The following is a 23635-nucleotide window of genomic DNA, read 5'->3' as shown; positions in this document are numbered from 1 at the left end:
GTAGCTCGTCAGGCTCATAACCTGAAGGTCACAGGTTCAAATCCTGTCCCCGCAACCATACAAACACACACACCAACCGTCTCAGGAAAACCCGAGGCGGTTTTTTTGTGCCTTTTTCCTGTGGTCTAACTCGGGGGCGTACCCGCTCTCAACGTGCTGTCGTGTGCTTTTTTGCTCCACGGCATCGATTTTGCACTCGGGGGTATTTTGAGGGTTCATCCTGCATCCACGCAGAAGATACCCCCATGGCCCTCAAGGAACTGCAGGTCAGCTACGCCAGTATCCGTGATCGCCACTACAAGCCTAGTCGGCGAGTTCGCTCTCGCGCGCAGGCGCCGCCTCAATGGCCAGTGTTTGCAGGCGGGCGATCTCGCGCGGATACCTATCGAGGAAGATCGCAAAGACCTCGGGACGCAGCATCTCGTTTTGCACACCTGCGAGGACCCGCGCATCGAGTTCATCCTGGCGGATGGTTAGGCGGTTGCCGCACCAGGTCGGTCCCTTCTTGGCCGAGCCTTGGCATCCGAAGCGGGTTTTTCCCGACTTCGCGTAGCTTGCACCGCACTCACCGCACGTCATTTTGCCGGTGAGGAGATACCTCGGAAGCTGACGGCCATGAAAGGGGAGGCGCGTCTGCTTCGGGCCCTGCGCTAGGGTCGATTGACGCGCTTTCACACTCCCCCATAGGTCGTCCGTCACGATCCTCAGATCTAGCACCTCGACAAGCTCGGCGCGGTCGTCATCGGCGACCAGAAAACCGTGGCGTTTGCCCGTGTCGGGGTTTTTGCGGAACCTCTGTTTCAGATACGGCCTGTAGCCGGTGTACAGGATGTTGTTCAGGATGCCGGTCCCTCGTGCTGCGTTGCCGGTCAGCGTATTAGGCGTCCATGCGGGCGGCTTGGCCGCCAAGCGCTTATCGCGTCGCTGGCTACGCGGGGGCAGCACGCCCTCGAGTTTGAGCTGACGTATGATAGCGATCGGTGATCGGCCGGCCGTATATTCGTCCATGATCCGCGCCACGATGACCGCCTCATGCGGCACGATCTGCTTTAGGCCGCGGAGTCGCTCGCCGTTTGCGTCATGCGCAATACGCTTGTCATAGCCATAGGCGACGCCACCGGGATTGCGGCCGATCGCGTGACGTCTGACCAGAGCATCTCGCGTTTTCTCGCTGGTTGCGCTGAGCTGCTCGGCGTTGATAGTCCCCATCATTCCGATGTGCAGCGGCGTGACCATTCCTTCCTTGCGCGTCGCGAGGAGGATTCCACGAACGCGCAGGCGCTCGTAGACCGTCGCAATGTCCGCTTGGCTACGCGACAGGCGATCCATCGCATCGGCATTCACGACGTCGACTTCGCCCGCAGCGACTGCAGCCAGCAGTGCTTGCATACCTGGCCGATGAAGCGTCGCGGCGGACTCCGCTGGATCGATAAAACAGGCGACCTCGGTCCAGCCTTCCCGCTCGATCTCACGCCTGCACATCATAAGCTGGGTGTCGATCGAAACGACATCCTGCTTGTCGGTCGAAAAGCGGGCATAGACTGCGCAGCGCATATTCATTTTTATCCTTCCGCCATCTTCCACTTCTTTCTTCGGGCTATGGCTCTGTGACCAATATGTCTGACCTGGCATAATACCGTACGGCCTCCGAACCTGCGCGGTGCCACGCCATTCCATGCTGCCGAGGTTCTCGCGGTCCTGAAGTCTCCGGTACAAAGCGGGCCCGTGGGTCATACCTTTTCTCCGCCCCGCTTTTTCGTATTGTCAGCTCTCTTCAATGTCTGGCCGGCAAGGTCGCGCGCTACCAGGCGTGCGAGCTCGATCGCGAGATCGTGTAGGCAGGAAGGCGAGGGGGCCGACATGCATTGCAAATGGGCATTTCAGCGGCGCGGAGACTCCATCCTACCCACAGGGCTAATCCAGAATCACGGCTTTCGCGCTTGGCGGGGAATAAGCGAATATAGACATCCCGCATGCTTTAACCGCGGACGGCCGAACCGGGGATCGCCTGCGGTCGCCGCCCCAGCGCCTGATTACGCCGCTTTGCGGTCAAATGGACCATAGGATCGCCGCGCATCCTCTAGCGAAAACGCTTCGGCCCGTGCGATGACTGCCGCCCGTGCACGAGCGTTTCCTGGCGTCAGCACAGATGCAGGCTTGCCCGACAGATGCACAAACTCCTCGCCGTCACAGATCAGGTAGCCCGTATGCCGCTTCGGCACGATCGCCACTTGGTTGCCGGTTCGGTCGGCCCAGAGGTCGGGTTCACGCACGATCCAACAAGCGCCGTCGCGCGCCGCCACGATGTGAATGCTGCCCGGTCGCAGTGCTGACTTCCCGGCGCTGAACTCGACGAAGACCACGTCGCAGTCGAGCTCGCTCGCGAAGGTACCAGCGAGCCTGATTACGTCGAGGTCGAACCGATCGCCCGACAGGAACATGACAGGTTCATCGTTCACGTCCGAGCCCTCGGGCACGAGCATCTGCCGGATCGCTGCGACGATGCGGTTGCGGCTTTCACCCACCACATCAGGCTCGTGTTCAGCGTCGCCGTTGTCGTTCATCGTCATCTCTTAGGGTCCTTCTTTCCATATTCGCCATCGGCGCTCTTGAATTTCCTCCTTCGGAGTTCATTCGAATCTTCAATCTGAAACTAATTATTCATCGGACATGCCGATGGCGGGGCCGCCTGAATGGGCACCTTGGCGTTGCTGACGTGGATCTGCGACAAGAACCGAGCCTGAATTTGCGGCACTACTGAATCTGTTTATCGCTCAGAAGAGCAAACTCTCGCGCAGTATGGCCGGTAAGGTAGGCGGGGCGGATGGGCGGAACGACACAGATTTGCGCCGCGCCGAGGGCGGATTGTCGCCACAAGGTTTCAAATTGTCACGAGAGTCCCGAACTAGGCGATTGGCCTTCGACTCTAACCTCATCGAGCGGCGCTCGGACAGCCGGTAGACCCAGAAGCGGACGTGCAGCACGACCTCCGCGTTTTACGAGGGCGGACATTCGTTCATCTGGGTCCGACGGTCTCCGGTGACCTTATCGACGGGTCACCCATGCCAACACGCTTGGCCGTGCGTAGGCTTGGGCAGCCCATCTGGCTCCAGCGCTTTACATCCTTAATACACCGGAATAAGCTTCCCCAACAAGCGGGGGATGCTGGTGCTCACGATCGAATCGCTCAGCCATGTTTACGGTAACGGGACGCGCGCGCTCGACGCAGTAAATCTCGATATTCCCGCCGGCATGTTCGGCCTGCTTGGTCCCAACGGCGCGGGAAAATCGACGCTGATGCGGACGATCGCGACGCTGCAGACCCCGACCGCCGGGCGCATCCGCTTCGACGACATCGACGTCATCGCCGAGCCCGAACGGTTGCGCCGCACGCTCGGCTATCTGCCGCAGGATTTCGGCGTCTACCCGCGCGTCTCGGCCTATGACATGCTGGATCACATGGCGGTGCTCAAGGGCATATCCGGCAGCGCGGACCGCAAGGCGACGGTCGAGGGACTGCTCAACCAGGTCAACCTGTGGGCAGTTCGCAAGAAGGCGCTCGCGGGCTTCTCGGGCGGGATGCGGCAGCGCTTCGGGATCGCGCAGGCGCTGATCGGGGGGCCGCGCCTCATCATCGTCGACGAGCCCACCGCAGGCCTCGACCCCGAGGAGCGCAACCGCTTCCTCAACCTGCTGGGCGAGATCGGCGAGGGTGTGGTGGTGATCCTGTCGACCCATATCGTCGAGGACGTCGCCGACCTGTGCCCGCGCATGGCGGTGCTGGCCGATGGGCGCATCCTGCTGGAGGGCGCGCCGCTCGACCTGATCGCGAATACGCGTGGGCGAATCTGGCAAAAGGCGATCGACCGCGCGGACCTAGAACATGTCCGCAGCGCCTACCGCGTCATCTCGACCCGACTATTCGCGGGCCGCACGATCGTCCATGTGATGTCGGATACCGACCCGGGCGACGGCTTCGCCGCGGTCTCGGGCGGGCTCGAAGACGTCTATTTCTCGACACTCGACGCTTCGCGTCGCGCCGCCTGAGGGCCGCGGAAATGTTCGTGAGCATCTTCGGCTTCGAGCTTCGCTATCAGCTGCGCAATCCGGTGTTCTGGGTGGCGGTGGTCATTTTCTTCCTGCTGACCTTCGCGGCGAGCACGGTTGACCAGATCCAGATCGGATCGGGCGGCAACGTCCACAAGAACGCGCCGTTCGCGATCGCGCAGATCATGCTGATCCTGTCGCTGTTCTACATGTTCGTCTCGACCGCATTCGTCGCTAACGTGATCGTGCGCGACGACGAGAGCGGCTTCGGGCCGATCGTGCGTGCCACGCGGATCACCAAGGCGCCGTATCTGCTCGGTCGCTTTGCCGGGGCGTTCGTCGCAGCCGCGCTCGGCTATCTGGTGATCCCGCTGGCGATCTGGGTCGGCTCGCATATGCCGTGGGTCGACAGCGAACTGGTCGGCGCCAATCGCCTGTCCTATTATCTTTCGCCCTATCTGTGGATCGCGCTACCCAATCTCCTGCTGACGTCGGCACTGTTCTTCGCGCTCGCCACCGTCACGCGCTCGATGATGGCGACCTACCTCGGCGTGGTCGCGTTCCTCATCCTGTGGACGATCGCGACAGTCGTGCTCGACCGCAATCCGCTCTACGAAGTGGCGGGTGCCTATGGCGAACCGCTCGGTTTCGGCGCGGTCTCCTATGCTACCAAATACTGGACCGCGGCCGACCGCAACACACTGACGCTGCCGATCGACGGGATGCTGCTGTTCAATCGGGGGCTCGCGGTCGGGGTCGGTCTTGCCGCGCTCGCGATGGCCTATGCCACCTTCCGCTTCGAATCGCGCCCGTCCAAGGCGGCGCGCAAGGCGCAGAAGCTGGAGCTTCGCGCCGAAGCGTCCGCCGCCCCGCCACCCGCCGGGCCGTTGCCGAAACCGCAGTTCGGCCGCGCGACGGCATGGGCGCAGCTGACCACGCGGACCCGGCTCGAACTCGGCCAGGTGTTCAAGAGCCCGGCCTATTTCATTCTCCTGGCGCTCGGACTGTTCAACGCGGTCGGCTCTCTCATCGACCTGGGTGAGATTTTCGGGACCCCGGTCAAGCCGGTGACGCGCATCGTGATCGACTTGCTCGAGGGATCGTTCGGGCTGATCCCGATCATCATCGCGATCTATTATTCGGGCGAGCTCGTCTGGCGCGAGCGCGAGCGCAAGATCCACGAGATCATCGACGCGAGCGCGATTCCCGACTGGGCCTATGTCGTGCCAAAAGCGCTGGCGGTGACGCTGGTGCTATTCTCCACGCTCGTCGTCAGCGTGTTCGGCGGAATGGCGATGCAGCTGGTGCATGGCTATGCCGATTTCGAGATCGGCAAATACCTGCTGTGGTACGTGTTGCCGAACACGGTCTTCTTCACGCTGCTCGCGGTGCTGGCGGTGTTCTTCCAGGCGATCAGCCCGCACAAGTTCGTCGGCTGGGGCTTGATGGTCCTGTATCTCGTGGCGCGCACCACCTTCGCCAATCTCGGCTTTGGCGACGCGCTCTACAATTACGCGCAGGCACCGGCGATGCCGTTGTCTGATATGAACGGGCTTGGGCGCTTCTGGCAAGGCGCGTTTTGGCTACGGGTCTACTGGTCGGCCTTCGCGGTGTTTCTGCTCGTGCTGGCGCATGCGCTGTGGCGGCGCGGGACCGAAACACGGTTGCTGCCGCGGCTGAAGCGCTTGCCGCGCCGGCTGGCGGGGCCGGCGGGAATCCTTGCCGCGGCGGCGTTGACGGTGTTCACGCTGACCGGCGCATGGGTGTTCATCAACACGCATATATGGAACGAATACCGCACGCCGATCGCCAACGACAAATTCTCGGCCGATTACGAGAAGACGCTGCTCGCCTTTGAGAAGGTGCCGCAACCCAATGTGCTGTCGGTCAAGATCGCAGTAGACCTTCGCCCGCACGCGCCGCACATGACCGCCACCGGCGTACTGACGTTGATCAATCGCACCGCGCAGCCGATCCGCGACATCCACGTCCGCCTGTCCGATCGCGACACGAAGCTGGTTTCGCTCGCACTCCCAGGCGCGACGCTGGCGCGCGACTATCCGGCGTACCAATACCGCATCTACCGCCTCGCCGCGCCGCTCGCGCCCGGCGCCACGACCACGCTCGCGTTCCGCAGCGAGCGCGGCCAGCGCGGCTTCCGCAACGGCGGCAACGACACGCGGCTGGTGGATAACGGCACTTTCCTCGACAATAGCGAGATTGCGCCGGCCATCGGCATGAACCGCGGTGGCTTGCTGCAGGATCGCGTCAAGCGCCGCCGTTACGGCCTCGTCCCCGAATTGCGCCCGGCCAAGCTTGAGGATTTGCGCGCGACCCGGCAAAACGAGATCGGCACGGACTGGATCAGCAGCGACATCACCGTCATCACCGATGCCGACCAGACGCCGATCGCGCCCGGCGACAAGCTGAGCGATACTGTCGCGAACGGCCGCCGCACTGTACATTTCGTGACGACCGCGCCGATCAACAATTTCTGGTCGATCCAGTCGGCGCGCTATCTGGAAAAGCACGTCAAGCACAGCGGCATCGATCTGGCGGTCTATTACGACGCACGGCATGCCGCGAACGTCGACCGGATGCTCGCCGCGTTCGCGCACGGGCTGGATTACTACCAGCCAGCCTTCAGCCCGTACCAGTTCCACCAGGCGCGCATCATCGAGTTCCCTGATTACGCGCAGTTCGCGCAGGCGTTTGCCGGAACGATGCCCTATTCCGAAGGAATCGGCTTCATCGCCGACCTCTCCGACCCCGACAAAATCGATTACGTCACCTATGTCGCAGCGCACGAGCTCGGCCATCAATGGTGGGCGCACCAAGCGGTCGGCGCCGAGATGCAGGGCGCGACAATGCTGACCGAGACCCTCGCGCAATATTCCGCGCTGATGGTGATGGAGAAGCGCTATGGCCGCGACCAGATCCGCCGCTTCCTCAAGTTCGAGCTCGACCGCTATCTGCGCAGCCGCGGCGGCGAGGTGATCGAGGAGCTCCCGCTCGATCGCGTCGAGAACCAGCAATATATCCATTATCGCAAGGGCTCGCTGGTCATGTATCGGCTGAAGGATGCACTTGGCGAGGCGCGGGTCAACGCGGCGCTCTCGCGCTACGTGATGCGCTACCGCTTCAAGGGGGCACCCTATCCGCGCTCGCTCGACCTGATCGCCGAGTTCCGCACGGGTGCGAGCCCGGCCGAGAACGCGCTGATCACCGACTTATTCGACCGCATCACGCTTTATGACGTGAAGACCCGCGCCGCTGCGACGCGCCGGCTACCCGACGGGCGCTACGAGACGGCGCTGACGGTCGAGGCGCACAAACTCTACGCCGACGGGAAGGGCAAGGAAACCGAAGCACCGATGAACGAGGTCGCCGAATTCGGCGCGTTCTCGGCAATGCCTGGCCGCGAGAAGTTCGCCGCCAGCGACGTGCTCACGTTGCAGCGCCTGCCGCTGCACAGCGGCACGCAGATCATCCGGCTGGTGACCGCGAAGAAGCCGGCATTTGCCGGGTCTGACCCGTATAACATTCGCATCGACCGCAATTCGGACGACAACGTCATCGCGACGACGGGTTGAGAAGTAGGGGGTATGGTCAGGGGAGACCGCAGCCCTAATCAATCACGACCGCAGAAGAGGCCCATGACCCAATGTCAGACCTTCATGCCGCCCATAGTAGTCCTCAACTTCCGCCATTCGTTCATCTCGGCAAACGGCCGGTTTCGAGCAAGCCGGTTTCGCATATGAACGGCACAACCTGGTGGGGAGCGGACAGGCCGCATTAATTCGATCCCAGCCGATAGCGGCTGTTTGCCCCCCAACTTCGAGGCATCGCTCCTGCGTCGTAGCCAGAACATTCACAGCCATCGACCGTGCAAAGCATCTGCTCTTCCATGCCAGCATGGTGGTAGCCGATCGCATGCCCGCACTGGCTGCAATCCCCCGTGCCTATGCTATTAGGCGGTTTGATTGATGCGCGGTGGGGTCGCCGCAAGAGCGTGTCGAGAAAGCCCCGCTTGCGAATGATCTCGCCAGTCCACCAAGTCGGCACCTCGTGCTTGGGGTCCAGGTATCCTTGGATCTCGATAAGGATGGGGCCACCAGCCCGGTCTTTCCAATCCGCATCCCATGTGACCGACATATACGGCCCCTGGTTCGGCGGGCGCGTGTAGGTCATCCCGATCGGAACGCGTTCGACCAGATCAGCCCATGCGAAGTCCGCAACGTCGTATGCGACGTCGCTGACGCGGAGTTCAAGTTCATCACGGTCCGCGTCGGTGGGCATGCGCAAAGACTGAATGAACGGCGGCTATCGGGCAACCTACATTGGCACGCGGACGACCGACTATGGTCGATTTGAGACCGGACGCTTTCTCGCCCGATAGCTGCCAGTCGGCTTCCAGGTGATGCGCGCTACGATCGAGGGCGGGACGGCTAAAAGTGGTGGCGACCGTAACGCTGCATTACCCCGCGCTGCGGGTTTCCGGGAACGCAAGCCATGCGGCATCGCACCGCGCGGCGGGGGAAGGTTGCTCGGTCGATTGACCGTTAGGATTGGGCGCCGCGCCGGCTTTGCCGATCAGGAAGCGGGCGTGCACGGTTTCCCATCGCATGGCCGCCGCAAAACGCACGTCGTCGAGCGCGATCTCGAGCGTGTGCGCCGCGTCATAGCCATTGGCGATCAGCCGCCCGCCATCGCCATAAATCCGCCGCAGCACGATGCCGCGATAGACCGGGATCAGGTCGCCGCGCGCCTCCTTGTCATAGGCGGTGTAGATGTCGATCGGTCGTTTGCTGCCGCGAATGCAGACGTCCTCGTAATGCACGTCCTCGACCAGCCCGCCGCGGCTCGCGTCGCTCTTGATGCGCAAGCCCGAAGTGGTGCCGTCGAGCGTAAGCCCCTTGACCAGCACGTGCGCGACGCCGCCATTGGTCTCGCTGCCGATCGACATGCCGTGGCCCGAGTAGAAATGGTTGTCGAGGATCGAGACGTAACGCGTGCCGCCGGTCTTGCCCGCCTTGATCGCGACATTGTCGTCGCCGGTACGAATGAACGTCTTGGTGATCGTCACGTCCTCGCTCGCGCCGGGGTCGATCCCGTCGGTGTTGCGCGCGTCAGCGGGGGTATCGACGATCACGCCCCAGGCGGTGAAGCCCTGCAGGCGATTGGCGACGACATGGAAATTGGGCGAGTTCGCCAGGCGCACGCGGTAGAGGATGAAATTGCGCCCGCGATCGGCGACGATCAGCCGCGGGACGTTCTGATTGCCCTTCTCGACCTGCGCGCGGCGCGCGAGCTGCCACCAGGTCTCGCTTCCGCCGGCCATCGGCTGGCCGCCATTGCCCTCGATCGTGCCGTCGCCGACGATCGCGACGTCGGTCGCATCGGCGATGTGCAGCAGCGGGCGACAGCCCTTGCCGCGCTGGTCGATCTTTCCGCAAGCGCGCTCGCCGTTGTCGAACAGCGCCGGATCGGGGATCGCGGCAAGCACGGCATCGCGATCGAGCCACAGCGTCGTCCGCGTCGGCAGCTCTAGCGGACCGCTATCGTAGCGCCCTGCGCTCAGCCGCACCGCCTGCCCTGCGCAGCGCTTGAGCGCGCTTTGCAGATCGGACGCGCGGTTGCCCGCTTTGGGCGTCAATGTCTCGCACGCGGCCACCGGCAGGCGCGGCTCGGTCACAGTACGGCGATCCTGCGCGGCGACGGGGGCTGCGAGGATCAGGCTCGTCGCGGCAAATATCGAATAGCGCATCGCTGCGTCCTTTACGCTGGAACCCATCAGAAGACGAACCGCACGCCGGCGGTGATGACCCGCCCGGTGCTCTGGTAGTTTTGCGCGACCGGATCGGCTTGATATTGGGTCGCATAGCTGGCCGCATTGGTCAGGTTGCGCCCCTCGAGCGTCAGGCGGGCGTAGCTGGTCAGCGCGTAGGACATGGCGGCATCGACATTGAGCTGGCTCGCGCGATAGCCGAAATCGGAAACGACGGGCGAGTTGCATACCGCGCCGTTGTTGGTCGTCAGGCCGACCGCGCACGTCCCCGACGCGAGCGGGAAGCGCGTGACATATTGCGTGCGGTACGCACCCGAGACGCGTGCCGAGAATTTGGCGTCCTCGTAATAGAACGTAGCATTGAACGCGTCGGGCGAGGTGTTGAGGAATGGCCCCTGCGCATAGACGTTGACCGCAGTTCCGGTCTGGGTCCGCGTCGTCGCCAGCTGTGCACTCGTCAGGTAATTGAGCTTCGACGATATGTGCGTGTAGTTGGCGGTGATGCCGAAATTCTTGAGGAACCCCGGCAAGAAGAAGAATTGCGACTGGACGTTGACCTCGACGCCGCGGATCTTGCCGCCCGGCGCGTCATTGTACTGGCGCACCGCAAAGACGCCGCCCTGCTGGGTATACGCGAGCAGCGTCGGGCTGGTGATGCTCGCATAAATCGATTGCAGCGTGGCTGCGTCGTAAATTGCCTGGAGCGGATATTCGCCGGCGATCTGCTGCGGGAATGTCTCGAGATTCTTCATGAAGAACCCGACCGAGATCAGCCCGCCGCGACCGAAATAATGTTCGAGCGCGACGTCGTAATTGGTCGCGCGATACGGGTTGAGATAGGGATTGCCGACCGTGATCTGCGGCGCAGTGGTCGCGTTCAGCCCGGTCGGGAACGATGTCGTTCCCGGGGTCAGCGCGGCGAGTTGCGGTCGCGCGATGACCTTGGCCGACGCGAGACGCAGCAGCGTGTTTGGGAGGAACTCCCACGCCGCGTTGAAGGCCGGCAGATAGTCGGTATATTCGTTGCGCGCGGTGACCAGCACCCCCGCCACCCCATTGGCTGCGCCGCCGACCGACCCCGTCCCGCGCACGATCGTCTTGGCGATGCGCGTGCCGGCATTGCCGCGGAACGGCTTGCCGAACAGCGTTCCGTCCCAGTCGAATTCGAGATAGCCCGAAACGTCGTTTTCGGTGACGCGGTTGGCCTGGCGCGCATCGCCCTGCGCACGGAAATCGCCGAATTTGTTGACGCAGTTGCAATCGATGCCGAACGCGTTGCTGAACTTGCCGATGTCGGGGGCGTAGAAACTGGTCGGCGTTCCTGCCGGGACTTGGAGGCCACGGCCGAAATCAAACGAGCGCCCGAGATCGGTGATCGCAAGCTTCGCTTCGGCCAAGGTCGGATTGATCGCTTCGATGTCGCTGTTGCGCCGCGCCTGCAGGCTCGAATAGCTGAAGCGCTTGTAGGTCAGGCCGCCCTGCACCTTGAACAGGTCGTTGACGTCCCAGATCAAGCTGCCGCGCGCCACGCGGAAGCTGTTGACGATGTCGTCGCTCAGATAGCGGATCGTCGACAGCCCCTTCACCAGCGTCCAGTTCTGCGGATTGGCGACGTCGAAGCCGGGGCTGAACACCGGCATCTTGCCGCCGCCGCGCCCGTCGAAGACGTAATTGTCCTTGTCGATCGCGTTGAACTCGGCGAGCAGCGTCGTGCCCTTATACTCTGACCGCGAATAGCCGGCAGTGCCGACGAAATGCAGCCTCTCGCCGATATCCTGCTTGAGGTTGAGCGTCCCCTGCCAGAACTTGGTCGTCCCCGAAACGCGCTGCGTCGAACTGCGCCAGTCGACATCGTCGAGCACCAGATAATCGGCCTGCCCCGCCGCATTGACGTTGGCGGCGCGGATCTTTGTGTTGGGGCGGCCGATCAGCTCGTTGTAGAAGCCGGTCTGGTTCGCGGTCGCGACATAGCCGGGCGACGCCGGGTTATTGTAATAATCGAACGGGTTGAGATTGTTGGGGTTCTGGCTGTTGAAATAGCCCGGCAGTACCGTCGCGCCGCCCTGCGTCCCCTGGCAGTCGAGCGCCGCCGACGGCGTACAGGTCGGATAGAGCGCGACGCGGTCGGCATAGCCGTTGGCGGTCCCGGCGGCGCGCAGACCGTTGGCGCCAGTCTGCGCCGCGCGCGCATTGGTGCCGTTGCGGTTAAGGCCGATCGTGGTGATCCCCGCGATCGTCGAATCCTGATCGTACTTCGAGAAGACGCCGTCGAGCGTCACTTCGGTGTGGACCGTAGGCTTCCACTGCAGCGTCGCGGTCGCGCCGAGCCGTTTGTAGTGCAGATCCTGCCGGTTGATCGACGGCAGCGCCGGGATCAGCGTGGTTGGCGTGATCAGCGCATAGGCCGCCGGATCCGAGCCGAACGTCGCACCCGTCCCCTGGTTCGACGGCCGCGCGAAGCCGTAGGTGTTGGGCGTGACGCCGTTGAGTTGCGACGAGCGATACGCATAGTCGAACTGGCCGATGCTGCGCTGGTACGAATCGATCTGCTGGCGCTGGTCCTGATAGGCGATCGAGCCGAGAATGCCGAGCGTCGGGGTGATATGCTTCGACACCAGCGCCGTCAGCCGCGGGTTCACCGTCTTGCCGTTCTCGCGATATTCGCCCTCGAGCCCGAGCGCGTAGCGATCCTTCTTGTTCGCGAGCGGTCGGCCCGTGGTGAGATCGATGATCGCGCCGAGCGATCCCTCGTCGTTCGCCGCCGAAGTCGTTTTGGTGATCGTCACGCCGCCGAACAGTTCGGACGCGAAGGTGTTGAAATCGAAGCCGCGCGTGCGGTTCGCGCCCGACGGATCGTTGCCCCCGCCGGTGACGCTCAGCGCGTCGGCGCCGTTGAGCCGGGTCTGCTGGAAGTCCCCGCCCAGCCCGCGCACCGTGATCGAGCGCCCTTCGCCATTGTCGCGGTCGATCGAGACGCCGGGCAGGCGCTGGATCGATTCGGCGAGGTTGGCGTCGGGGAAATCGGCGATATCCTCGGCCGTGATCGCATCGATGATCTGGTTGGCGCGACGCTTCTGGTTGACCGCATTGGACAGGCTCGCGCGAAAACCGGTGACGACGATATCCTGCGCGGTGTCGTCGGCGACATGGCCGGTATCCGGCGTCGCTGGAGCATTCTGGGCGTTCGCGGGGGCTACCGCGATCAGCCCGCAGACCGCGACGACAGCAAGCGATGCGCCGTGACGCATATCGACCTTCAGCATGACTCTCTCCCCAGGTGACGCCTCTGCGGACGCCCTAACGACTCTTATGATTTGCCGATGTCACCGGTGTCAATAAGTCAGCGGCGTCGGATCGACGAATTCTGCGCCTGCAAGTTGATCTCGCTCAGTAGTCTGTTCGAAAGTGCCTGATCTGCCTGCCATATTGATCAGTATCGTCCCTTGACGAGCAATGACACCGGTATCAAGATGCAAGGAGAATGCGGGAGATCGAACCATCCTGCATCGAATACGGGAGATGGCAATGAAGGTGCGGATCGGGCTGTCGCTGACGGCCATGCTGGTGTTGACCGGCGGGTGCGGCGAAGATGGCGGCAGTACGCCGACCCCCACACCGAGCGCGACCGCCGCAGCGCTGACGGTTTCGCCAGCGACGGGCGACACCGCCGCGTTCAAGGATACGCTGCTACGGTTGACCTTCGATGGCCCGCCGGTGGTCACTGGCTCGGGCACGATCCGCGTCTATCGCAGCGACGGCACGCTGGTCGACACGATCGACACTTCGGCGAACATCGTCACGGCCGGCGGCGAGACGCAGAGCGCACTGGGCGCCGCCAATACCGAGATCGACAAGATCGGCAACGGCGTGGCGAGCCTCACGCAGTATCGCTACACCTATTATCGGCCCGTCAGCGTCGCCAGCAACGTCGCGACGATCAAGCTGCACGACGGCGTGCTGGCGTATGACACCGCCTATTATGTCCAGGTCGACCAGTCGGTGTTCAACGGCCCGTTCGGTGGCGCGGGGAGCTTTCCGGGGATCGGCGGCACCACCGCATGGACCTTCCGCACAAAATCCGCGCCGACCTCGACCACCAATCTCATCGTCGATGACGACGGACCGGCCGACTTCCGATCGCTGCAGGGCGCGCTCGATTATGTCATGGCGACGGGCTGCCTGTCGTGCCCAACTGCTGCCAGCCCGAAGACGATCACGCTCAAGAATGGCATTTACGACGAGCAACTGTTCCTGCGCAACGTTAGCAATCTCACGATCCTGGGGGAAACCCGCGCCGGAACGATCGTGCGCAACAGCAACTGGGAAGCGTTCAATCCCGGCACCGGCGGCAGCCGTGCGACGCCGAACACCACTTTCAGCAACATCGGCGGCGCCGCCACGCTCGGCACCCGCCTGTCGCTTGGTGGCGGGCGCGCGGTGCTGCTGGTCGAGGGCGGCGATCTGCTCAAGCTGAGCAACTTCACTTTCGCCAACACGCACATGAAGGACGCCACGCAGAACAGCCAGGCCGAGGTGATCTACTACAATTCGGCGACGCTCAACGGATCGCGCTTTATCGGCACCGACATGAACTTCCTCGGCACGCAGGATACCTTGCAAATGAAAGGCTGGGTGTGGATCTACAACAGCCTGATCACCGGCGATGTCGATTTCCTATGGGGGTATCCCTTCGCCGAAGTGATCGAGAATTCCGAACTGCGCACCGTGTTCGATCCAACGACGCCGGGGTCTGGCGGTTACATCTTCCAGTCGCGCGCGGCCAAGGGCTATCCCGGCTTCGTCGTGCTCGGCGGGGCGCTGACCGCGGCAAGCGGCGTGCCGGACGGATCGGCCTATCTCGCACGCTCGGGCGGCTCGACGCAGGCGCAGGGGTTCTGCACGACGATGCTTGTGCTCGGCGGCGGCTCGGCCGGCAATGCCACCCAATATTGTGATTCGGTTGCGTATATCGGCGTGAAGATGGGCGCACACATCGCGCCCCCGGGCTGGTTCATCAACCCGGTCCCCAATCTGCTGCCGACGGCGCGCGAGGGCTGGCGCGAGAGCGGATCGATGACGCCGGGCGGCGCGACGCTGCCGCTGACCGGTCGCGAAACGCGCTATGCCAGCAGCACCGCCGATCTGTCCTCGCTCAACACCCGCGCGAAGGTCTTTGCGCAATGGAATGGCAATGCCGGCTGGAATCCCCAGCCATGATCGTCGCTCTAGCCGTCGAGCGGCGCGGTATCCCCCGCATGCGCATCTAAAGTCCCCACCCGGAGCCTCCACCCCGCTTGCCCCGGCCAGCGGGGTGGCTTTGTCCCCGACGAAATCGAGTTCAGGACACCGACATGGAAATCAGCCGTCGCGATGCCTTCGGTCTGGCCCTGGCCGGCACCGCTGCCCTAGCCACCGAACCGGCCGCCGCCGCAGCGCCCGGATCGGCAGTGCTGCCGGCCGTTTTCTGGCGCCGCGGGTTCGACAACCAGCGCGTGCCCGACCAGGGCGATGGCCGCTTCCTAAATCCGTTGCTCTCCGGCGACCATCCCGACCCGTCGATCCTCAAGGACGGCGCCGACTATTAGTCAGGCAACCACGGCGCGGCTACGTCGGTCGATGACAAAGCCTTTTTGGCTGGTTTGTCGCAGGTGACGCAGATCGGATGAGCGTTGCGACGCTACTGTCTGCGTTCTTGCCGTTCTACGATACGTTGAAGCCGACCCTCTCGGCATACCGCTCTGCGCCGGAGGCGAGCGAAAACAAACCAAAGCTGCGTTCACGCAAACCTCAGGTTGACGACATCCGTCGCTATACTTCTGCGGTGGTCGAGGAGATCCAGCACGTCCGGGGCCAGTTCGCGTTCGATGGCGCGATGACGGAGATCCAGGGGATCGTCAGCGAATCTACGGCGCCCTATCTTTGCGCTGCTTGAGCACAAGGAAGCGCATGGCAAAATCGATCGACGGCAGATGAGCCAAGTCTGGTATGCGGGCCTCCTGCCGCTGTCGATCGTTGGCTTGGTCGCGATACGGGTGGCGCAAATGGAGCAAACGCTGGAGGGCATACTAAAGGCGAGTGTCTCGGCAGCGCGTGCGCAACGGCGGACCCCGGTCATTTTGGTGCCAGATTTTTGCGCCGCAGATCTCGCGCCTGGTTGGAAAACCCGAGCGCGCGCGATTGCAGACGCGTTACGTGGCGATGTCCTGAAGGACGTGGATTATCATTCGTTGAGGGCGGCGAGGGCTGGAGCCTCAGACAAGAGCGGCGCAATGTTCGACTTTCCCGCGCACGCCGACACATTCATCGAACCCGTGATCGCTTTTTTCGCGACGTGAGCCGCAATGGACCGGCGGCAACCCACGACGGTTGGTCGGAATAGCAAAGGACCGAGGTTGGGACGAACCCGACGTTCGTGAGCATTGGCGGGGGATGACGGGTTTCGGGTGAAGCGGCCGTTCGTGGGATGCTGATGGCGTGCTCAAGAGCCAGCAAGTCTAGCCGACTAGGATCCGAGGGGTCTGCGGGTGCACACCGGCGAAAAGCGGTCGCAATCCCAGGATGGCCTATTGGCGCCGGGAAGGAACGTCCTCGACTGAGCCTACCGTTCCGGTAACCCTACGCCTCAATGCCCACCGCTCGTATCGATCGGACCTTTCGGCTTCGGTGCCAGCCAGATCAACACCCCGGTGAAGGCGAAGCACAACGCCACCGCGGCGAACATGTTGAGTGTGGCGAGCATCACGCTCTGGCTTTCGACGACATTGCTCAGCAAGGTCGTCGCCGTTTCGTGCGACAGGCCCGACGCAACCATCGCCTCGATCGTGGAGGGCCCCTGTTGCATGGCGCCGACCAGTGCGGACTGATTGACACGCGCGGCGTTGATCCAACCCGTCTGGACCAACGACGCGGCGAAGGCGGCAACGAGCGTGCGCAGAAAATTGGAGATGCCGGAGGCGTCGGCCTGTTCATGCGGATCGACGCTGGCGATACACAAGCCAGTGACGGGAATAAAGAACATCATGAGGAAGGGACCTGTCAGCAGCATCGGCCACGCCATCTGCAGAAAGGTCATATCAGGCGTGAAGCCGGTGCGCCAAAGTGAGATGAGTCCCATCCCGGCGACCCCAGTCGAGATGATCAACCGCACGTCCATTTTGGCCGCCGCAGCACCGATGGCCGGTGAGGCGAGCACCGCGAATATGCCCATTATGCCGGTCGCATACCCAGCCCACGTCGCAGTGTAGCCCATGTTCTGCTGGAGCCAGAGCGGGATAAGGACGACAGTCGCGAAATAGGCGCCGAAGCCCAGTGCATATGTGACGGACGCGACGACGAAACCGCGATGCCGAAAGACGCGCAGGTTCACGATCGGGTGTTTTGCGGTCAGTTCCCAGATCAGAAACGAGATGAATCCGATTGCCGCGACAACGGCCATTGCGCGAATCTCGGTCGCCGCGAACCAGTCGCGGTTGCGGCCCTCGTCCAGTACGATCTGGAGCGATGCGACCCAGATGACGAGGAGGACGAGGCCGACCACGTCGATTGGCGATCGGGCCGTCTCCTCGCGCCGTCCCCGCAGCAGATAGAAAAGACCTGCGGCGCCGGCGGCTGCTACGGGCACGTTGAGAAAGAATATCCACTCCCAGCCGGCGCTGTCGGAAATAATGCCACCCAGGATAGGCCCGGCAATGGGGGCTACCGTGGTTGTCATTGCCCAGACGATCGTTGCGAGAGTCGCCTTTTCGGCGGGAAAGATCCGCAGCAGCAGTGTCAGCGACAGGGGTATGATCATGCCGCCGGCAAGACCCAAAAGAACCCGACCCGCGATCAGCATCCCGAGCGAGCGGGACAGGCCGCACAGCAATGAAAAGGTGCCAAAGGCTATGAAGGCCGAGATGAACACCCTCTGCTCGCCGAAGCGCCGAGCCAGGAAGCCCGCCAGTGGTACAGTAATGGCGTCGGCGACGGCATAGGAGGTGATGACCCACGTCGCCTCCGTCACCGACACGCCCAGCGAGCCCGCAATATGCGGGATGGACACGTTGGCGATGGTCGTGTCGAGCACGACAAGGAAATTACCCAGCCCGATCAGCAGCGCGGCAAGGATGAGCGTCGCGCCGGTGAGCGGCCTCGCCATGTTTGGCTCGGCGACAGTGTCCGTCATATCCTGGTTCCGCTTAGTTCGAGAGATCCACGGTGGCGTTCATCGACAGGCCGACCCGAAGCGGATGTTGGGCCAGTTCCTTCGGATCGAGCGTGATCCGCACGGGCAGGCGCTGAACCACCTTGATCCAGTTGCCGGTGGCGTTCTGGGCGGGAACCACCGCGAAGGCGGCGCCGGTACCGCCCGAGAAGCCGATGACGCGGCCGTGATATTCGACATCCTCGCCGTAGAGATCGGAGGTGAGGGTGACGCGCTGTCCCGGCTCAACGCGGGCGAGTTGCCCTTCCTTGAAGTTTGCGTCGACGAATGCGGCCTGGACAGGCACCACCACCATCATCGTCGCGCCTGCCTGGACGCGCTGTCCGACCTGCACCTGGCGACGCGAAACGATGCCGTCGACCGGCGCCCGCACCACCGTGCGATCGAGGTCCACCCGCGCCTGATCGCGCGCGGCGCGCGCAGCCAGCACTTCCGGATTCGCTTCCGGGGTGGCGTCCGCAATCAGGGCGCGATTGGCGTCGCGGCTTCCTACTGCCGAGGTCCGATTGGCCTGCGCCAGCGCATTCTCGGCCTGTGCCACCTTCAGGTTTGCCGTGGCCGTGCTGTAAGCGTTGCGCGCGATGGTCAGCTCATCGCCAGAGACGGAGCCTGACGCCGCGAGTGCTTCGCGACGGTCGAGATCAATCTTCGCCTTGGCGAGATCGGCGCGCGCCGCAACCAGCCGCGCGTCAGCGCGTGCCTGATCGGCCGCGCGCGCCGTCACCTGCGCGCCGAGGCCACTATCGGTCGCGAGGAGCCCGCGAACCCGGCGCTCCGTCAGCGCAAGCTCGGCTTCGGCACGCGCGAGGGAGAGGCGGGCGTCCGTGTCGTCGAGTCGCACGAGGATGTCACCGCGCTTCACCCGCTGAGCGTCGTCGACCAGCACCTCACGCACCGGGCAACCGATCAGCGGCGTCACCTGGGCGACATTGGCACCAACATAGGCATTTTCGGTCGAGACGTGCCGCGACGCGATGAAATGGCTGTAGGCCCAATAGAGAATGCCGAGGCCAACCACCGCTATTGCAAGCATCGCGAACAACTTGCGGCGCTTGGCTTTTAGGGCAGCGTCATTTGGCTCTTCGATGGCCAAGGGAACGGAAGCTGTGAGGGTTTCGATGGACATGAGAGATCCTTCAGGAACGGAAGCCGCCGCCGAGCGCGCGGATGAGGGCGACATTGAGGACGAACCTGCGATTGCGGAGCGTGGCGAGGTTGCGCCGCGTGTCGATCAGAGCGTCTTCGGCCACGAGCACATCGAGAGACGTGGACAGGCCGCCGCGGTAACGATTGTTGGCAACTGTCCAGGCCGCGGTCGCGGCGCGTTCGGCTTCATCGGCTCTGGTTACGCGTTCGGTGAGCGCACGTTCGCTTGCGGCCCCATCAGCAACCTCGCGCAGAGCCTGGGTGAGCGCGCCGTCATATTCGGCGACGGCACCGCGATAGTCGGCTTCAGCGGCGCGATAAGCGCCGGTGAGCCGTCCCCCGTCGAAGATCGGGAGGCTAATGGCCGGTCCGGCGGTGCCAAAGGTAGAGCCTGATTTGACGAGATTCCCAATGCCGATGGACTGAAGTCCGATCAGCCCGGCAAGGTTGACGTTAGGATAGAAAGCGGCGCGCGCCTCCTTGATCCGGCTTGCGGCCGCCTGCGCCCTCTGCCGTGCGGCGATAACGTCGGGACGGCGTCCTATGAGGTCGGCCGGCAAGTTGGCGGGAAGACCGAAGTCCTCTGCCGTACGTGCGGTCGGCCGCACGATGGAAAGCCCCCTGTCTGGCCCCGCGCCGAGCAGCGCGGCGATCCGATTGCGCATGAGCGAAACGGTCTCGTTAAGAGCGGCAAGCTCTCCCTGAGAGGAGGCAAGCGCCGAACGCGCTCGCTCGACGGCACCAGCATTTTCAAGCCCCTGGGCCCGTCGCCCGTCCATCAATTCGACTGTGCGTCGCCGGACCTCGACGGCGCGACGCGCTGCATCGCTTTGCGCGAAAAGATCGGCGAGATCGGCATAGGCTTCCGCAATACCGCACGATATTATCAGGCGTGCCGCCGCCGCCTCAGCCTGGGCGGCTCCAGCATCTGAACGCGCAGCAGCAAGTGCAGCCCGGTTGCGGCCCCAGAAGTCCAGCTCCCAATCGAGCCGAACCGTCGCCTGGCCATAGTCTTTCCAGCCTTGGGGCGCGATCGCGCGCGGGATGAGATAGTTGTAGCTCTGCTTGGTGCCGCCGATCTCCCCATTCGCCTGAAGGGACGGAAGCAGTCGGCTGCGCGCTTCTCCCACCAGCGCGTCGGCCCGTTCGAACCGTGCCTGCGCCACGCGCAGATCGGTCGCGGCCGACAGACCTTCCTCGATCAGCGCCGAGAGCTGCGGGTCGTCAAAGCCCACCCACCAACGATCTGACGGCCAGGATGTCGCGGGCGCTGCCAGACTGGTGGTGCTTGCAAAGGCGCTGGCCGAGCGCATCGCCGGCACCGCGCCTTGTTTCGGTAGGGTCGCGCAGCTGGCGAGCAGCGGCACTGCCAGACAGAGCGGGGGCCAGATCATTCTGCTACGCATTGGGCTGCTCCGCCTCGATTTGGGCGGGCTGCTCGCCTGCGAGCAGCCGTGCGGCGACGCCTTCGGCTTCCGCTTCGGAAGCCGCTATGAGGATTGGATAGCCCCAGAATTTTTGAAAAATGGGAGCCGAGGTGTGGGCAAGGAAGCGTTTTGCCGGGCTCGGCTCGACATACACCATTGCCCGAACATAAGTGTGCAGCGCCTGACGATTGCGCTTCATCCACAGCGTCAACCGCTTTCGTTCCTCGTTCGACTGAGCCTTCTCGGCTTCTGCGCCGAGACCGATCAATACAAAGAGCTTCTGACGCTCCAGAAGATCTTCGAAGATCTTAAAGCTGACTTCATCACCTCGGTCGTCCGCGCGGTTATAGTGCATGCGCACTATCGGAAATTGTGTGTCGTCCACCAGCATGGCCTGAATCCAACAAGTTCATCATTCCGAGCCTTCATAGGCTCTTCATGTCACTTTGGATTTTGCCCGTCAGGCAGATGATTTATCGAAACCGCCAATCTCTGAAGTTCGTGCGGCCTTCTGGCTATTCAGGTGGGCCGCGCATCAAAACCCCAGCGCCCGCTGAGCGTCCATCATTGTGGTTATGAGTTTGGGCTTGCTCTGTTGCGGTGTCGCCGGGAGAGCTACACTCCGCCGCGCGGCCAGGAACTGCCCCGGTGGCTGCCCCATAACCTTCTTGAACATCGTGATGAAGGCGCTCGCACTTTCATAACCGAGATCGAACGAGACGGTCTGCACCGACGCGCCTTCGGTCAAACGCTCGATCGCAAACATCACCTGGAACTGCTGGCGCCACCGGCCGAAGTTCATGCCGGTCTGGCTCATGATGAGCCTGAACAGGCTGCGCTCGCTCATGGCGACGATTCTGGCCCATTCCCCGATGGTCGTGCGATTGGCGGGATCGGACGACAGGGCCTTGGCGATGGTTCGCAATCGTGGGTCGGTCGGCATCGGCAGATGGAGACTTCCCACGGGCGCGCGCTCGAGCTGGTCGAGCATGGTCTGAATGAGACGGCCGTCAGCGCCGTCGACATCATAAAGTGACGGGAGGCGGGACACGGCGATCAGCAATTCGCGCAGCAGTGGCCCGGTCGAGAAAGTGCTGCACACTGCCGGCAAACTGGAAGCAAGCTCGGGATCGACGAAGAGCGTGTAGACTTCAAGGTCGCCGACGCAGCGCACGCTATGCTCCATGTCGCCGGGGATCCACAGCGCGCACAGCCGTGGAACCATCCAAAAACCGTGTGCCACCTCGCAGGTGATGAGGCCACGGACCGCCAGGATGAGCTGCGCCTTGCGGTGCTGATGCGGCGGTTGCTCGAAACCTTCCGTGAACAGCTCCATGCCCACCGCCGAAACGGGCCGGGGAATCTCCGCAGGCTCAAAAACCTCGTAATCGTCGCTCTGCATTGTTCTGATCCACCTGGGGGCAACCTTCAAACTGCCACCAATGCTTCTCCAGTGCGAACGATTCGCAATTGGGTGGCGGAATTGCGAAGCATTTTGGCAATATCGCAATTATGGCAAAGCGACATGCCCTTGGCCGCTACGCATAGGCACCGTCGCATTCAGTTCGAGCGAAGGCGCCGCCACGACAGGATCAGCGCGACGGCACCCGGAAGCGTGACTGCCAGTATTTCCAAGACGACGAGATGTCTGCCGTCTCGCAAGCCATCCGTAACGCCGCCGAGCGTGTTCATGATGACGAGGAGACCGCCCAGGACGAGCATGGCCCAGTCGGTCGCGCGCCTTCCGACAAGCGCGAGCAACGGGGGAACAATCCAGAAACCGTAGTAAATGGATACTGCCAACAAGGCCGCGGGGCCGAACGTGATGGCTTGTAAACTCCCGCCGCTTCCGATGTAATCGTTCAGATAAGAGAAGCACTGGATAGTGACGAAGATCGCGGCGCCGACCGCTGGGACAAGCCACGCCAGTGCGAGCTCAACTGGGTTATTTTTGATCACTTCATCGCTCCAGTCCGGCAGGGGCGGCAGTCCCGACGTTCGACATGTTCGCGATCAAAAGCTCTTGGTAAGCCCGAGCCCGGCGATCCGGCCCGGTCCGACCGCGACGGTTTCGACGCCCAAGAACAGTGAACCGAACGTTTCGGCGCGTTGGTCGAGAAGATTGCGCCCGAAGGCATAGATTTCCAGGCTATTGCTGTCGTTCTTCCACCCGACCCGCATGTTCACGATGTGATAATGCTTCAGATCAAACGAGTCGTCGATATCCGCGGGACGCCTCCCGGTGAATTGATACTGCACCCCGAGGGACAACGAACCCGGCAGATCCAGGGCGCTGGCTGACCTGTTATATTGTAGCCCGGTCGTGACGGTCCATTTCGGCGTGTTGGGTACCCCGTTCCCCGCGACGGTGTTGGTGGTGGCACCATTGGCTCCAAGCTCGCTGTGCGTGTAGCCGACGCCGCCCGTCATGGTCAGCCCCTGTGTGAGGAGCATACGGCCCTGCAGTTCGAAGCCACTGGTGTCGTAATCCTGATAGGTCGTGCCGAACGTTCCCAGCGCAGGATCAAGGAAGGTCATAACGCCATTCTTGATCGCGTTGTGATAGACGCTGGCATCGAGCTCAAGGCGATGATCGACCAGGCTGGCCTTGATCCCTGCCTCATAAGTCCAGCCGGTCCCCGCGGGATAGGGGGCGGCCACGACGCCGTTCACCGGATACCCAAACAGCGGATAGACGCGCGTGGCGTGGCCGCGCGCCAGCGAGACATACGTCCGGACCTCATCCGACCACTTGTAAGCCAGCGCCATTCGGCCCGTCGGATAGGTTTGCGAAGTCGAGTTCGAGCCTGTCAGATCGGCAATATCCCGAGAGTTGCTGCGCTTGAGTTCAATGTCGTCACGATTCAGCCGGCCGCCAATCGAAAACTCCCACCGCTGCGCGAACGGGATCGAGATGTCACCGAACAGGCCAAGGGTGGTGCTGTTGAGCCGCGTATCCATTGTAATGGTGTCGAAGTGAGGCGCGGGCGCGCATTGCGCGCTGACGCATGTACGGCTCCCCTC

General features: G+C 63.0%; 18 protein-coding genes. 6 read left to right on the top strand and 12 right to left on the bottom strand.

From position 1 onward, the window contains the following. Positions 1-303: 303 nt before the first annotated feature. Together U1872_RS10170 and U1872_RS10165 are read right to left on the bottom strand one after the other, a co-directional pair. Positions 304-1560, bottom strand: coding sequence for a recombinase family protein (locus U1872_RS10170; RefSeq protein ID WP_332792760.1), 1257 nt, complete (start codon positions 1558-1560; stop codon positions 304-306). Between the two features lie 473 nt (positions 1561-2033). Beyond that, positions 2034-2570, bottom strand: a complete 537-nt coding sequence (locus U1872_RS10165) for a hypothetical protein (protein WP_332792759.1) — start codon at positions 2568-2570, stop codon at positions 2034-2036. 592 nt (positions 2571-3162) lie between these two features. Between U1872_RS10165 and U1872_RS10160 the strand changes: the two genes are divergently transcribed. Together U1872_RS10160 and U1872_RS10155 are read left to right on the top strand one after the other, a co-directional pair. After that, positions 3163-4047: an ABC transporter ATP-binding protein gene (locus U1872_RS10160; protein ID WP_332792758.1), complete on the top strand. Its 885-nt coding sequence runs from the start codon at positions 3163-3165 to the stop codon at positions 4045-4047. 11 nt (positions 4048-4058) lie between these two features. After that, positions 4059-7640: an ABC transporter permease/M1 family aminopeptidase gene (locus U1872_RS10155; RefSeq protein ID WP_332792757.1), complete on the top strand. Its 3582-nt coding sequence runs from the start codon at positions 4059-4061 to the stop codon at positions 7638-7640. Positions 7641-7842: 202 nt separating this feature from the next. Here U1872_RS10155 and U1872_RS10150 read toward each other — a convergent pair whose 3' ends face one another. The 3 genes from U1872_RS10150 to U1872_RS10140 all read right to left on the bottom strand — a co-directional run bounded on the left by U1872_RS10150 (position 7843) and on the right by U1872_RS10140 (position 13098). Then, entirely contained in the window at positions 7843-8346 is a 504-nt protein-coding gene (locus tag U1872_RS10150; protein ID WP_332792756.1) for a hypothetical protein, read from the bottom strand. Between the two features lie 178 nt (positions 8347-8524). Beyond that, positions 8525-9814, bottom strand: coding sequence for a glycoside hydrolase family 28 protein (locus tag U1872_RS10145; RefSeq protein WP_332792755.1), 1290 nt, complete (start codon positions 9812-9814; stop codon positions 8525-8527). Positions 9815-9840: 26 nt separating this feature from the next. Further along, entirely contained in the window at positions 9841-13098 is a 3258-nt protein-coding gene (locus U1872_RS10140; RefSeq protein WP_332792754.1) for a TonB-dependent receptor domain-containing protein, read from the bottom strand. Positions 13099-13360: 262 nt separating this feature from the next. Here U1872_RS10140 and U1872_RS10135 point away from each other — a divergent pair, with 262 nt between their 5' ends. From U1872_RS10135 to U1872_RS10120, 4 genes are all read left to right on the top strand, one after another. After that, positions 13361-15052 (top strand): pectinesterase, encoded by a 1692-nt coding sequence (locus U1872_RS10135; protein WP_332792753.1) that lies wholly within the window; start codon positions 13361-13363, stop codon positions 15050-15052. Between the two features lie 134 nt (positions 15053-15186). Further along, a complete protein-coding gene (locus U1872_RS10130; RefSeq protein WP_443025360.1) occupies positions 15187-15420 on the top strand; it encodes a hypothetical protein in 234 nt (77 codons plus the stop codon). Between the two features lie 77 nt (positions 15421-15497). After that, positions 15498-15767, top strand: coding sequence for a hypothetical protein (locus U1872_RS10125; RefSeq protein ID WP_332792752.1), 270 nt, complete (start codon positions 15498-15500; stop codon positions 15765-15767). 37 nt (positions 15768-15804) lie between these two features. Further along, on the top strand, positions 15805-16170 hold the full coding sequence (locus U1872_RS10120) for a hypothetical protein (protein ID WP_332792751.1): 366 nt from the start codon (positions 15805-15807) through the stop codon (positions 16168-16170). 287 nt (positions 16171-16457) lie between these two features. Here the strand turns inward: U1872_RS10120 and U1872_RS10115 are convergent, their stop codons facing one another. From U1872_RS10115 to U1872_RS10085, 7 genes are all read right to left on the bottom strand, one after another. Then, on the bottom strand, positions 16458-17999 hold the full coding sequence (locus U1872_RS10115; protein WP_332792750.1) for a DHA2 family efflux MFS transporter permease subunit: 1542 nt from the start codon (positions 17997-17999) through the stop codon (positions 16458-16460). Positions 18000-18012: 13 nt separating this feature from the next. After that, on the bottom strand, positions 18013-19164 hold the full coding sequence (locus U1872_RS10110) for an HlyD family secretion protein (RefSeq protein ID WP_332792749.1): 1152 nt from the start codon (positions 19162-19164) through the stop codon (positions 18013-18015). Positions 19165-19174: 10 nt separating this feature from the next. Further along, positions 19175-20578: an efflux transporter outer membrane subunit gene (locus U1872_RS10105; RefSeq protein ID WP_332792748.1), complete on the bottom strand. Its 1404-nt coding sequence runs from the start codon at positions 20576-20578 to the stop codon at positions 19175-19177. A gap of 4 nt (positions 20579-20582) precedes the next feature. After that, a complete protein-coding gene (locus U1872_RS10100) occupies positions 20583-21002 on the bottom strand; it encodes a hypothetical protein (RefSeq protein WP_332792747.1) in 420 nt (139 codons plus the stop codon). Positions 21003-21146: 144 nt separating this feature from the next. Continuing rightward, on the bottom strand, positions 21147-22013 hold the full coding sequence (locus U1872_RS10095) for an AraC family transcriptional regulator (protein ID WP_332792746.1): 867 nt from the start codon (positions 22011-22013) through the stop codon (positions 21147-21149). Positions 22014-22171: 158 nt separating this feature from the next. Next, positions 22172-22570 (bottom strand): hypothetical protein, encoded by a 399-nt coding sequence (locus U1872_RS10090; protein ID WP_332792745.1) that lies wholly within the window; start codon positions 22568-22570, stop codon positions 22172-22174. A 54-nt stretch (positions 22571-22624) separates the two neighbouring features. Continuing rightward, positions 22625-23572, bottom strand: coding sequence for a TonB-dependent receptor (locus U1872_RS10085; protein WP_332792744.1), 948 nt, complete (start codon positions 23570-23572; stop codon positions 22625-22627). Positions 23573-23635 lie beyond the last annotated feature (63 nt).

Origin of the sequence: Parasphingomonas frigoris (assembly GCF_036663815.1) — a bacterium.
Classification (GTDB): domain Bacteria; phylum Pseudomonadota; class Alphaproteobacteria; order Sphingomonadales; family Sphingomonadaceae; genus Sphingomonas.
The sequence above is the reverse complement of the archived record's forward strand: the minus strand, read 5'-3'. Positions and strand labels throughout refer to the sequence as shown.